The organism is Rhizobium sp. T1470 (genome assembly GCF_042140505.1).
In the GTDB taxonomy this organism is placed as follows: Bacteria; Pseudomonadota; Alphaproteobacteria; order Rhizobiales; family Rhizobiaceae; genus Rhizobium; species Rhizobium favelukesii.
The window spans coordinates 161568-174046 of sequence record NZ_CP148092.1 but is presented as its reverse complement, the minus strand read 5'-3'; the positions used below and the strand labels follow the sequence as shown (position 1 = coordinate 174046).

At 59.5% G+C, this 12479-nt stretch carries 10 protein-coding genes and 2 pseudogenes; 8 read left to right on the top strand and 4 right to left on the bottom strand.

Annotated elements, in window-relative coordinates:
- Positions 1–68: 68 nt before the first annotated feature.
- On the bottom strand, positions 69–401 hold the full coding sequence (locus tag WGT02_RS21995; protein ID WP_375679413.1) for a VanZ family protein: 333 nt from the start codon (positions 399–401) through the stop codon (positions 69–71).
- A gap of 125 nt (positions 402–526) precedes the next feature.
- On the opposite strand from WGT02_RS21995, the pseudogene WGT02_RS21990 reads away from it, so the two are divergent.
- The 8 genes and pseudogenes from WGT02_RS21990 to WGT02_RS21955 form a co-directional block, all read left to right on the top strand.
- Positions 527–736 (top strand): annotated as a pseudogene (locus WGT02_RS21990) (BrnT family toxin); the annotation flags it as partial.
- Positions 663–902 (top strand): annotated as a pseudogene (locus WGT02_RS21985) (BrnA antitoxin family protein); the annotation flags it as partial. The pseudogenes WGT02_RS21990 and WGT02_RS21985, both read left to right, overlap by 74 nt.
- A 1664-nt stretch (positions 903–2566) precedes the next feature.
- Positions 2567–2959, top strand: a complete 393-nt coding sequence (locus WGT02_RS21980) for a hypothetical protein (RefSeq protein ID WP_208246831.1) — start codon at positions 2567–2569, stop codon at positions 2957–2959.
- 714 nt (positions 2960–3673) lie between these two features.
- Positions 3674–6187, top strand: coding sequence for a heavy metal translocating P-type ATPase (locus WGT02_RS21975; RefSeq protein WP_208246829.1), 2514 nt, complete (start codon positions 3674–3676; stop codon positions 6185–6187).
- Positions 6184–6579, top strand: coding sequence for a Cu(I)-responsive transcriptional regulator (gene cueR, locus WGT02_RS21970; RefSeq protein WP_208246827.1), 396 nt, complete (start codon positions 6184–6186; stop codon positions 6577–6579). Before WGT02_RS21975 ends, cueR begins: the two co-directional genes overlap by 4 nt.
- A gap of 139 nt (positions 6580–6718) precedes the next feature.
- Positions 6719–7258, top strand: a complete 540-nt coding sequence (locus WGT02_RS21965; protein WP_024314447.1) for a sigma-70 family RNA polymerase sigma factor — start codon at positions 6719–6721, stop codon at positions 7256–7258.
- Positions 7245–8012 (top strand): anti-sigma factor, encoded by a 768-nt coding sequence (locus tag WGT02_RS21960; protein ID WP_024314446.1) that lies wholly within the window; start codon positions 7245–7247, stop codon positions 8010–8012. Before WGT02_RS21965 ends, WGT02_RS21960 begins: the two co-directional genes overlap by 14 nt.
- A 19-nt stretch (positions 8013–8031) precedes the next feature.
- The gene (locus tag WGT02_RS21955; RefSeq protein ID WP_024314445.1) at positions 8032–8748 is read left to right on the top strand and encodes a Bax inhibitor-1/YccA family protein; all 717 of its coding nucleotides are present in this window, start codon (positions 8032–8034) and stop codon (positions 8746–8748) included.
- Positions 8749–8883: 135 nt separating this feature from the next.
- On the opposite strand, the gene WGT02_RS21950 is transcribed toward WGT02_RS21955, so the two are convergent.
- The 3 genes from WGT02_RS21950 to repA form a co-directional block, all read right to left on the bottom strand.
- Positions 8884–10014, bottom strand: a complete 1131-nt coding sequence (locus WGT02_RS21950) for an RHE_PE00001 family protein (RefSeq protein ID WP_024314444.1) — start codon at positions 10012–10014, stop codon at positions 8884–8886.
- A gap of 158 nt (positions 10015–10172) precedes the next feature.
- On the bottom strand, positions 10173–11156 hold the full coding sequence (repB, locus tag WGT02_RS21945; protein WP_024314443.1) for a plasmid partitioning protein RepB: 984 nt from the start codon (positions 11154–11156) through the stop codon (positions 10173–10175).
- Complete coding sequence (repA, locus tag WGT02_RS21940) at positions 11153–12349, bottom strand: plasmid partitioning protein RepA (RefSeq protein ID WP_208246825.1); 1197 nt, start codon at positions 12347–12349, stop codon at positions 11153–11155. The genes repB and repA overlap by 4 nt, the downstream gene beginning before the upstream one ends.
- Between the last annotated feature and the right edge of the window lie 130 nt (positions 12350–12479).

Sequence of the window (12479 nt, the reverse complement as noted above, 5' to 3'; positions counted from 1 at the left end):
CATCGATAACGAGTTGATCAGCCATCTGAAATGGTTCGGCCGGAAATTTGACTCACCTTTAGAGCAGACTAGCTCGAGCGCGGCGGACGGATCCAGTTTGCTGCAAACCCCAGAGCCACGCCGATTGTTGCACCGACAGCTTTCACAGAAGCGTCCTCAAGCCGCGCATGGCGGGTTGGTGAGAAATACTGGAGGAGTTCTATCGCGGCCGCTCCGAGTATGACCAGGATCGCGCAAGCCCAAAAGTGACGGGGATAGGCTACCACGAACAGGAGAGCCATTGCTGTGAAGGCGAGTGCTCGGTCATAGCGCACGGACATGACGTCGTGCGGTCGTATACCGATCGGCGAGACGGTCACGAACAGGATGGCAGCAAGCGACAACCACGCGGCTATCTTCACGAGTCGGTCAAGAACCATTTACGAAGGATAGCCAATCGTCGTGTTTGTATCCAGTCGGTTGTTTGGTTCAGCGATGCGCTTCATTGTAGCCGACTGGCCGGCGGTGCCCGATCTGAGACATAGTTAGCGAGCAGCGCATTCATGCGCTCGGCCGCACCGATGACGGAAGGTTGCTCCATATCACCTTCACGCTTCGGACAAACGAAACGAGAATCCGGGTGATTTCCGCCCGGGATATGAGCCGAAAGGAGCGGAGCTATAATGAGCAGGAAGCCCGATCCCGTGCCGCACTTCAGCACGGAAGCCGAAGAGCGGACTTATTGGGAACACCATGACTCTGCCGATCATATCGACTGGAGGAAAGCGGCGAAGGTGCGATTGCCGAACCTGAAACCATCGTCCACCTCGATCTCGTTGCGCCTGCCCAACTCTCTTCTGGAACAGATCAAGGTCGCCGCCGCAAAGCGCGACGTTCCATACCTGTCGCTGATCAAGATCTGGCCTGCCAGAAGATCGATACATCCGGAACGAAGCGATGATCTTGTTGCAACCGGCGAGTTTTTGCACCAGGGCGTCGTGCGCCCATTCACCTACAAAGGGAGAAGCATGCCGGTCGACCTGCCCGGATACTATCCCGAACACGGTAACAAAGGCCCCCACGTCGGTCAGGAAATGGCAGACGGCGCGCTACAGGCGCTAAGGAGTGAAGTCGCAGAGAAACCTCTCCGACCACGATTTTGAACCGACCACAGAACTAATTTAAAGACCAGGGCGCGATATGGGTTGGTGGAGCTTGAAGGCGGAAAGCACAGGCGCATTGTACCCCGCGTGCCCTACGATCTTTCGCGCCTCCTGAGTCGCCGTCACGTGATGCCCTTCGTTATAACCGAATGGTATCCTCGACAGGCTTGTGAGCAGGCGCCGTGGCCAGGAGAACAAGACCGTGATTTGCTAACAATTCAATGGAGCCGTACCAGGCGCTGGGCGGGTAATTGTTGACCTGAACTGCACGAGTACGGTCCCACCCACTATATTACGGCCCTTGAATATACAACTTTTGAGCGACGAAACCGGCCAATTTGGGAAATAGCAGCTTCGACTGCCCTCGTTCAGAATGACAGGTGTCAAAAAATGGGGATTGCCGATGGCCGAAGAATATCGTCTCCGTATGGAAGGCTCAGGCTGGTCTATCATTGATCAGGCAACGCATGAGCCAGCGCGCCTGGATGGCGTTCCTCTCGCCGCGATGGAAGCTGAGGAAGCGAAGCATCTGTTGGCCATTCTCAGGAGCATCGATCGCGTGCGGACCGCTTCGAGACGATTGGCATCCGCGAACAGGAAGCGCTCCGATACGACGCAAACTGAGGCCAATCGTCAAATCGATGCTAATTTTGAGGCGCTGAGACCATTCAAAGCCTATTGCGCGCGCTGCGACAGCTGCGCAAGGCCATGCAAGCAAGCAGGGGCTGAAGCCGATGAAGCAATTGCCTGAAGCGTCGATGGCGCGTCTGATCGTCTTAGCAGGTCAAGAGGTCACTGGACTGACGGGAGACATCGCCCCGGTGACCTCCCGAGCATTCTGCCATGGGCACCACAGAGGCATTCTGCGACTTGGCCTGAATGCGTTGGCTTAAAGGGCTCGACACCTCGTTGGTCCTACGCCGCCGTCCTCCACAAAGTCTCAAATGGCGACTGATATCTTTGACGACATGACCATCGGGCCGGCGAGCTTCTCCTGGGAAGGCACCCAGCCTCCGCCGGTTCCAGCCTCTGTTCGGCTAGGTTTTCATCCATTGGTACGCGTCTCACTTTGGCCGAAAAATTCGAAGACCATGCACGACGATCACAAGGAGATGCGGCGACCCGACCTCCACTGGTCCCTTGCTGATCGGCAAATACCGGCCGGGGCTGCATGCGCCATGCCCCGGCCGGCGCACTTTACCGGCCGGGATGAATGCATCGATTAAGAGATCGAGCACTGTGGGGAAGCAGTTCATACGTCCAAGTGAGTACGTGCCATCAAAGAGAAGTTGCGACACTATAGGCCATCCTAAATCGAACGGTTGTATCGAACAGGGCCATCAATCATCGTCGGCTTTCTCTTGTTTTGCGTCGTCGGCAATCCACGACTGCATCTTGCACGATGCGATCACCAAGAGGTGAGCATGATCAACAGCGGGGAACCTCAGTGGGAACTCGACGACGAGTTTAAGACGTTGACGATCACGTTTCCGACAGATCCGCCGGTCGCGTTCGTGCTTGACGCAACTTCCGTATCAGATCTTATCGAAGGCGCCGGCCAGATCAGGGCTGAGATGCCGCCGCCTCATGACGAGAATTGGGAGGGTGGGCAGATGGTCGACGCCGTTCTTGATCCACGTTGGTACTCAGAACCCGACGCACTGCTTGGAGAACCGCTTCTTCACATTCGCGATCCTCGCTTTGGGTGGCTGCACTATGCCCTGCCGCGAGAATCTGCCAGAGCGCTCGGAACCCTCCTTATCCTGCAGGCTGATGACGTGCCCGCCGAGGAACGAGGACCCCATCGCAAGAACTGAGCTCCTTCATCGACCGGAAGCTTTTTCCTGACGTGCGAGCAGCAGACCGATGTGCTTTGATACCTGCAAGGTGCGGAATTTGTCGCAATTGGTATTTCAGTATCTGCCAGATGACCGATGCAACCCGCTAAAGGCCTGCCCCGGCAGGCCCTTTGTTTTAGTGCGCCACTCTTAAGCGTCAGGCGACCAAGCTGGCCGCTGCCTCATCACCGTCGTTGCCGCCTGGCGCCGGTTGTGACCCACGGCGCCGTCCCCTCTCCGATTGCCGATTTGCCGAACGTCTTCAAAGGATCCGCCCCTTCATGGCCCACGAGTGCGGCTCACTTCACCTGCCTTCTTGCCTGAAGACGTGCTGTTTCAGCCTCGTCCAAGATCTCGCGTGACAAGGCGCCGTGGAGATCCTTTCAAGAAAGCAGTCGCAAGCCACGTTGCAAGACTACCCTGGAGCCAACTTGCACTTCCTCGCCTAGGTAAGAATTGCCGAAACGTTCAAGCAAGCCAATGCATTACAGGCTATCCGGCCGCGCGCGCCCATATCTCGTCTCACGAAACCCGATTCAAACACGCGGTCAGGGAGCTTAGTCTCATCAATTCCGTTCATCCGACACTGCCGACACTGCGCGTTGATTTAATGCCGAACATTTCCGCTTGACCTTCCAGGTGCTGGAAGGTTCATAAGAGGTTCCGCTGCCCTATTAGGCAAAGGAGACTCGGATGGATAGCACGCACGACCACCACAATCACGAAGAACATGGTCATGACCACGGCGCTGACGCTGCCGCCGACGTTGTGCGTGATCCTGTCTGCGGAATGACGGTCGGTCCCAAGGCCGGCAAGCCTTCGCTTCAATATGGCGGGCATGTCTATCATTTCTGCTCCGATGGCTGCCGGCGAAAGTTCGAAGCTGCGCCGCAGGACTATCTGACGGCGACGGATCCGGTCTGCGGCATGACCGTCGATCGCGCGACTGCCAAGCACTTCCTAAAGCACGAAGGCGAAAAATTCTACTTCTGCTCGGGCGGCTGCAAGACGAAGTTCGAGGCCGATCCCGCCGCCTATCGCGACGGAGATAGACCTGCCCCAGAGCCGATGCCGAAAGGGACCCTTTATACCTGCCCGATGCATCCCGAGGTCATCAGCGATCATCCGGGCGACTGCCCGAAATGCGGCATGGCGCTGGAACCGATGGGCATTCCACCGGCAGATGCAGGTCCGAATCGGGAACTGGTGGATTTCACCCGCCGGCTCTGGGTCAGCGCTGCACTCTCGATCCCGCTGCTTGCAATCAGTATGGGCCCGATGATCGGTCTGCCGCTGCGTGACTGGATTGGCGAACCGCAAGCCACGTGGATCGAGCTGCTCCTCGCCACACCGGTCGTCCTTTGGGCCGCCCTGCCTTTCTTCCGCCGCGCCTTTGCCTCCCTTGTCAACCGCAGCCCGAACATGTGGACGCTGATTGGACTGGGTGTTGGCACGGCGTATCTTTACAGCGTCGTCGCGGCGATGGCGCCCGGCCTATTCCCGCATACCTTCCGCGGCCATGGTGATGCCGTTCCTGTGTATTTCGAAGCGGCGGCCGTCATTGTCGCTCTCGTGTTCGTCGGCCAGGTTCTGGAACTGAAGGCAAGAGAAAGAACCGGTTCGGCCTTACGCGCATTGCTTGACCTTGCACCGAAGACCGCACGGCGCGTCAATGCAGACGGCTCGGAGACCGATGTCGCCATCGATGAGATACGGGTCGGCGAGAGTGTGCGGGTTCGTCCGGGCGAGCGCATCCCGATTGACGGTTCCGTCAGCGAAGGGCAATCGACTGTCGACGAGTCCATGATAACAGGCGAACCGATTCCGGTCGAAAAGCGGACGGGCGACGCGGTCACCGGCGGCACGATCAACAAGAACGGAACGCTGGTCATGATCGCCGAGAAGGTCGGTGCCGACACGACGCTGTCGCGCATCGTCGACTTGGTCGCAAGAGCGCAGCGTTCGCGCGCGCCCATCCAGGGTGCCGTCGACCGCGTTTCGGCAATATTCGTTCCCGCTGTCATTGCTGCTGCTGTCATGGCCTTCGTCGTCTGGAGCTTTGTCGGCCCAGAGCCCCGCATGGCGCATGCGTTGCTTGCCGCCATTGCCGTACTCATTATCGCATGCCCTTGCGCACTCGGCCTGGCGACACCAATGTCGATCATGATCGCGACCGGCCGCGGCGCTCATGAAGGCGTTCTGATCAAGGATGCGGAAGCGCTTGAACGCTTCGCACGCGTCGACACGCTGATCGTCGACAAGACGGGTACGCTGACTGAAGGAAAGCCCAGACTGACAGATGTTGTTCCCCTTGGCGGCATCAGCGACACTCGCCTGCTAAAGCTGACCGCGAGCCTTGAGCGCGCATCCGAGCATCCGCTCGCCGAGGCAATCGTATCCGGCGCGCAGGAACGCGGCATCGATCCGAGCGATGCCAGCGACTTCGAAGCGAGAACCGGCAAAGGCGTCCTGGGCAAGGCCGATGGGACAGTTGTCGCGCTCGGCAACGCCGCAATGATGGATGATCTCGGTATCGACGTCACCCCCCTTGCCGAACAGGTTCGCTCGCTGCGTGATGACGGCAAGACGGTCATGTTCGTGGTCGTCGATGGCCGTCTCGCCGGTTTCGTGGCCGTTGCCGATCAGATCAAGCAGACCACGGCAGCTGCCATCAAGGCGCTGCACGACAACGGGCTGACGATCATCATGGCCACGGGCGACAATGAACGCACCGCGCGCGCCGTGGCAAAGAGCCTCGGCATCGACGAGGTACGCGCCGACATTCTGCCAGAAGGCAAGAAGGCCTTGGTCGATGAGCTGCGTGCCAAGGGTGCGGTCGTCGCCATGGCCGGCGATGGCGTCAACGACGCGCCCGCGCTCGCCGCAGCCGATGTGGGTATCGCAATGGGCACGGGCGCTGATGTTGCCATGGAAAGTGCCGGTCTGACGCTGGTGAAAGGTGATCTGAATGGGATCGTTCGCGCGAGGCGGCTGGCGATGGCCACGATGCTCAATATCCGACAGAACCTCACCTTCGCTTTCGGCTATAACGCGCTTGGCGTGCCGCTGGCGGCGGGTGTGCTCTATCCTGTGTTCGGATTGCTTCTGTCGCCGATGATCGCTGCCGCCGCCATGAGCCTGTCGTCCGTCTCGGTCATCGCCAATGCGCTGCGACTGCGGTTCGTCAAGCTACAGGAGATCGCATGAATATCGGGCAAGCCTCGCAACGCGCCGGATTGGCGCCGAAGACGATCCGCTACTATGAGGATATCGGCTTGATCCGCCCCGAGAGAAGTGGAAATGGCTATCGCGACTATGCCGAAACCGATGTCCACAAACTGCGCTTTCTGCAGAGATCGCGCGGCCTCGGCTTTTCCGTCGAGGAATGTCGCCAGCTGCTGGCCCTCTACGAAGACAAGAGCCGGGCGAGTGCGGATGTCAAGGAACTGACGCAGGCGAAGTTGAGCGAAATCGATCGCAAGATCCAGGAACTCACCGGACTGCGTCGCACGTTGGAGCATCTGATCCACGCATGCCACGGCAACGACAGACCCGATTGTCCGATCCTTGTGGAGCTGTCGGACGGTCGACCTGAATAAGCCTGCGCATCGTTCTACGCGGTTTTGCGCCCGGCATCGTCCCGATGTCAGGCCGTCGCTTTCCCATCGATGACCAAACGCTCATTCGAATTTTTGTCGACGATGGAATAACTCTTCGCTCAAATCCGTATACTCAATCATGGAACGCAAAGAACGCCCATTCGACGTCATAAGCCAGCTGGCAGCGCTTCGGCGCTATGCACGCTCGCTCGTGCGCAATTCGGATGATGCGGAAGATCTCGTTCATGACGCCCTGCTGCGGGCCTACGAGAAGAAGCAGAGCTTCCGCCGCGGTGGCAACCTGCGCACCTGGCTGCTTTCGATCCTGCACAATGCTCACATCGATCGCGTCCGCCAGGATCGATCCTTGGCGCGCCGACACGAGGAAGCCGCCGTCGAGACGGAGCAGTCGCTGCAGGCCGCCCAGGAGCATGCCGTACGTCTCCAACAGGTACGAGACGCGTTCTTCCATCTTCCGGAGGAGCAGCGCGAGGCACTGCATCTGGTTGCGATCGAGGATCTTTCCTACCAGGAAGCGGCAACGGCCCTCGGCATTCCGATGGGCACCTTGATGTCGCGCATTTCGCGCGCCCGCGCGCAGCTTCGCGAATTCGAGGAGAAGGCGCCGCGCGCATCGGGTTTGAGATTAATCGGAGGCAACGGCAATGAAGGCAATTGATCCTATCATCGACGCTGATCTCGATGCTTATGTCGACGGCGAACTCGACGTGGCGCGTCGCATTCAGGTCGAGTCCTTCCTGTCAGAGAACCCCGCGATTGCCGCGAAGGTCATGGCTGATCTCAGCATGAGGGGCGAATTGCGTCTCGCGCTCGCCGGCGAAAGCGCGTTCGGCCGTCCCGATACGCGCGATGCGGCGCGACGTTTGGAACGCGGCCTCGCCTATGGCCGCATCCTTCATTCGGTGCAGCGCATCGCAGCCGTCGGCGTTCTTGTTGCTGCAGGCTGGGTCGCCCATACCTCCTTCGGCGCATTTACGGCGACTGAAGTTGCCGCCTCTGTGCCTGCCCCGGCCTATGTCGAGGATGCGGTGCGCGCCTATCATACGGCGCTGCTGCGCCAGTCCGTGCCATCTCAATCCGTCGCAATCTACAAGGCGGAGGATATTCGCGCAGCGACTGCGATCGTCATGCCGCAACTGCCGGAAGACTGGAAGATCGCCGATGTGCAGATATTCCCGTCCGAGTTCGGCCCGAGCGTCGAAATGGCGATCAAGACGTCGCAAGACAAACAGATTTCGCTCTTTGCCGTGCGACCGGGCGCATTCGCCGTGCGGTCCGTAAACCATGTCGCGCTCGACAAGGCAGAAGCGGCCTACTGGCAGATTGGCGATGTGGCCTATGCGCTCGTCGCTGGCGATCGCGAGATAAACCTGGATGCGGCAGCCGATCGGCTCGCCCGCACGCTTTATTAGTCCAACCGAGGAGATCAGTATGAACCCGACCAATCCGCGTTTTGGCTACGGCTCGGCCGCAGGCTCGCAAGCGCTGTTCGACGAGGGGCTGCGCCAGCATATGCTGCGTGTCTATAACTACATGGGCGTCGGCCTCGTTATCACGGGCATCGTCGCCTTTGTCGTCGGCAGCACGCCAGCACTCTATGTGCCGATCTTCCAGTCCCCGCTCAAGTGGGTGGTGATGCTTGCGCCGCTCGCCTTCGTCTTCTTCTTCTCGTTCAAGATCCAGACGATGTCGGCTAGTACGGCACAGATGACCTTCTGGGCCTTCTGCGCGGTCATGGGCCTGTCGCTTGCATCCGTCTTTCTTGTCTTTACGGGCACGAGCATCGCACGCACCTTCTTCATCGCAGCGACCATGTTTGGTACCACCAGCCTTTACGGCTATGTGACGAAGAAGGATCTCTCCCGCTTCGGCTCGTTCCTGATGATGGGTCTGATCGGTGTCATCATCGCGAGCATCGTCAACATCTTCCTTGGCTCCAGTGCGCTGCAGTTCGCCATCTCGGTCATCGGCATCCTCGTCTTTGTCGGTTTGACGGCCTACGACACGCAGAACATCAAGGAGCAGTATGCCGAGAACTACGATCAGGAATCGAACCAGAAGCTTGCTGTCTTCGGCGCGCTGTCGCTCTACCTGAACTTCGTCAACATCTTCCAGCTTCTGCTCAATTTCACAGGTGAGCGAGAGTAAGGATCAGCGCTTCTGGGGGCAATGGAAGCGCTAGAGCGCCCGGTCCGCACTCTGTGACAGGATGCGCGGATCGGGTGTTCACCGAGAAAAAGCGGCCAGGTCTCCACGCCCGGCCGCTTTCTTTTTAGTCTCGGATCAGATTATGCCCCAGGCGCGATAGCGCCCTCGTCCGGTGATTTCACGGATGCCAATGTCGTTCAGCAGATTGAGCGCGCCGCGACTGGTCACCTGCAACTCGCGCGCCACCATTGCCGACGAGACCATCGGCCGCGACAGGACGAAGTCCGCAAGCCGCGGCAGGCTGCTGTTTGATCGGCGATCCCTGAAGCGGATTTCCATTTGCGTGCGCGCCAGCGAAAGACGGTCCATTTCCTTGAGTCCTACGGCAGCGCTTTCTGCCATGCCCTCTAGAAAAGCCTGCAATCGCGTCAGCCGGTCGCGCGCACGTCGCCGCTCATGGCGTATCGTCTTGAGGCCGGCATAGAAGGCAAAAAGATGGGACGTGACCTTGCCGCGTGCGCGCAAATAGCTGGCGACCAGAAGGCCTCCAAGCCAATGCTGCCGACGAAGTGGCTCGATCCTCTCCCAGGCATCAAATATCAGAGCTGCGCCGAGCGTCGCTGGCAATGCGTCGGCGATGGCGATCGTCTTGCGCCATGCCCCGAGGCGCGCAACCTCGTCCCATTCCTCGTCATCGAACAGGCCGAGGGGATCGTCGCTGCGCTTCTCGCGCGTGCGCTCGGGCGTGTCGTGTGGCTCGGACCTGCCGAGATGGCCATGGCTATCCAACAAACGCTGCGACCTTTCCAGGATCGCATCGATCGCGGCCAGTTCAGCGGAGAGAAGACCATCCACCTCGCCTTCTGCATCCTCGTCGACCAAAGGCTTTGTGCTCTTGATTTCGAGGGGCCCCTCCCCTTCCATGCCGCCGGCCAGAACCGACAATCCTGCGGGGCTCAGCGCCCAGTCGGGTGCGGCAGTCCAGATGCGCCTTCGCATTCGCAAAATGGAATGGGCGATCGTCAGCTCGTGGCTTGGCGTGCGTGTATCCATGCGGGCATCGTGCAAGACGAGGTCTTCGACGTGAACCAGTTCACCGGCGACCCACAAGGCACCGATAGCGTCAAAGAAATGTCGGCGTTCGGCAAAGCCTTCCGCGACCGTGACGCGTGTCGTCCTTTCGTCCAGCCTCGCCAACCCATCCTCGGCCTGGACGATCGTCGGCAACAGGCTGACCAGCAATGGACTGTCGATCTCATAGCGCATTGTTAGCTATCTTAATTTTTCCGCAACGGAATCCAAATCACGCTTAACTTCCGTCATGTATGGCATCGATCGTCGGCGCACTCAAATCGCCGCACGGTGAATATCGACTGGGAGCGAGCCGGTTTTCGAGGCAGACTGAGCGCACGCCGGCCGCGACGCTACTTTCCAGCCTTGAATGCCTCATAGAGTTCATCGAGGTGGCGCGCGACGTAGCCGCCAAAATCCGCCGCATCGCCTGTCTTTAGCGCGATGGTAAAGGAATCGCCCGCGCTGCGGATGCGACCCTTGATCTTGCCGTCCCGCTTCGGCAACCATTCATACTCCGTGGCCTCCTGTCTCTCCGGCTTCTTTGCCAGTTCGGCGACAACGAGGTCGAAGCGACGATCGCTCGCTTGAGCGGCAAAGTCCTCCGAGCCAAGCAGCCCCCGCAACCTCGATGTCGTTGCGCTGGTCCAACCTTGCGCAAGCGCGATCCATTTGCGACGTCCCGCGGCCGGCGCGGCACCGATCGTCAGGATGGCCTCCATTGGAATGCTCTTGGCAACCGAGATCAGTTTTGACAATTCCGTCTTGTCGGTCGAAAGGGCCTTCATGATAACAGGCCGCTCGAAACCCTTGCTCTCGAGATTGAAGGCAAAGACGGCTCGTTCAATATAGGAGAGGTTACGTCTCGCGGAATTCTCGATACCTTGCGCGATGACGACATCGACATCATCCAGTGTCCGGATGATCGCCTGCACCTTGCGCCCGAGCAGTCGCAGCGCCTGGAGCCGCCGATGTCCGTAAACCACCTGGTAACGCGTATCGTGCTGCGGATGCCGTCGAACGAGAATAGGCACTTCCTGTCCATCTTCCTCGATCGACCGTACCAGTTCGTCCGCGACATCCTGGGGAAGTTCCGCCAGCCGATCTCTGACGAAGGACATGTCGATGAGTTCTGGATCGAGTTCAACGACGCGCTCGCCAGATAGCAGCGCCTCCTGCATCGCCCTGCTTTCTTCCTCCATGCGCCCAAGCGTCAGCGCCATCGAACGGACCGGGCCGGCCGGGCCGCGCATCGGCGTTTCATCCTCCGAGTTGGCCGCGGCCAACTCCTGCGCAGTATCGTCGAACAGTCCCTTCAGTCGATCCCGTCTGCTCATGTCCGGCCCCATGCTTTGTGAATTCCCGCCAACACCTCACCATTCGCAGCGTTGACCGACTCCAACGCGCGGTCATAGGTCGAACGCCGGACCTGACCTCGCTCGATCTCGTAGAGCGACTGCTTCGTCAGCCCGGCATCGGCGATCGCCGTGGACTTCAGGATGGTCGCCGTCAGCACATCGTCGCTGAAAAGGTTGCGCAGCAACGCCACGATCTGCGACTGCGGCGCATCGAACGGCTCGTGGCGCGTGACCACATATTTGATGAAGTCATGTTGCAGGTCGCCACCGGCCTTGCGCACGACGGACAGCAGATCCGAGGTCATCAACAAAAACTGCGACATCGACGCAACGTCGACCATCTGCGGGTGGATGGTGATCAGAAGCGACGTTGCCGCGCACACGGCGCCGAGCGTCAGATAACCCAGCTGCGGCGGGCAATCGATGACGACGACATCGTAGTTGGCCTCGACCTCTGAAATGGCAACACCGACACGCCGAAAGAACACCTCCCCGGTCCGTTGGCGATCCCCGAGCGCGCGCGGCGTCTCGTGCTCGAACTCCATCAGCTCAAGATTTCCTGGCACGAGGTCAAGTCCCTCGAAATAGGTCTTGCGTACGACGTCCTTGAGCGAACGACGGCTCGCATCATAGCGGATCGCGCCGTAGAGCGTATCACCGTCAGCCAGATCGAACTCCGGTTGGACCCCGAGCATGGACGACAGCGATGCCTGCGGATCGAGATCGATTGCCAGCACGCGGTAGCCGTTCAGCGCCAGGTACTGGGCGAGGTAAAGGGTCGTGGTGGTCTTTGCCGAGCCGCCCTTGAAATTCGTCACCGCCACCGTCTGCAGCTTTTCGCCCGGCCGACGCCACGGAAGATAGGAGAGCGCATCCTTCGGCTTGATCCGCGCCATATGGTGGCGCAGCTCGTTAATCTGGGCGAGCGTATAGGACCGTCGGCCGTTGACGGAGACGTCTGGCTGCGGCCCCTTACCGTCGAGCGACAGCTGGCGCAGGTAGCCGTCGGACACACCGATCATTTGCGCCGCTTCGCCGGACGTAAACGTCCGCAGCGTCTTCTGGGACAACGGCGGAAAGAGCTTTTCACGAAGAAGCTTCAGCTGACGCGAAAGTTGGTTGGCGTGCCGCTCGATGCGGACATCCGTCGTCGATACGCTAATGTTGTCCAAAACACTCGATCCCTATCAATGCGCTTTTCTGTCAACATCGCGCTAAAAAGCGTATCGAGAATGCCATGATTCGCGAATCGCGACAAGAATGGCCATGGCTGGCAGGCACTCGCAAAGTTGGCCGCGGCCA

Bases quoted from the DNA above. Each gene is read 5' to 3' on its own strand.
- WGT02_RS21955 (WP_024314445.1), top strand. From the start codon at position 8,032: ATGAACCCGACCAATCCGCGTTTTGGCTACGGCTCGGCCGCAGGCTCG.
- cueR (WP_208246827.1), top strand. From the start codon at position 6,184: ATGAATATCGGGCAAGCCTCGCAACGCGCCGGATTGGCGCCGAAGACG.
- repB (WP_024314443.1), bottom strand. From the start codon at position 11,156: ATGAGCAGACGGGATCGACTGAAGGGACTGTTCGACGATACTGCGCAG.
- WGT02_RS21960 (WP_024314446.1), top strand. From the start codon at position 7,245: ATGAAGGCAATTGATCCTATCATCGACGCTGATCTCGATGCTTATGTC.
- WGT02_RS21980 (WP_208246831.1), top strand. From the start codon at position 2,567: ATGATCAACAGCGGGGAACCTCAGTGGGAACTCGACGACGAGTTTAAG.
- WGT02_RS21975 (WP_208246829.1), top strand. From the start codon at position 3,674: ATGGATAGCACGCACGACCACCACAATCACGAAGAACATGGTCATGAC.
- WGT02_RS21950 (WP_024314444.1), bottom strand. From the start codon at position 10,014: ATGCGCTATGAGATCGACAGTCCATTGCTGGTCAGCCTGTTGCCGACG.
- WGT02_RS21965 (WP_024314447.1), top strand. From the start codon at position 6,719: ATGGAACGCAAAGAACGCCCATTCGACGTCATAAGCCAGCTGGCAGCG.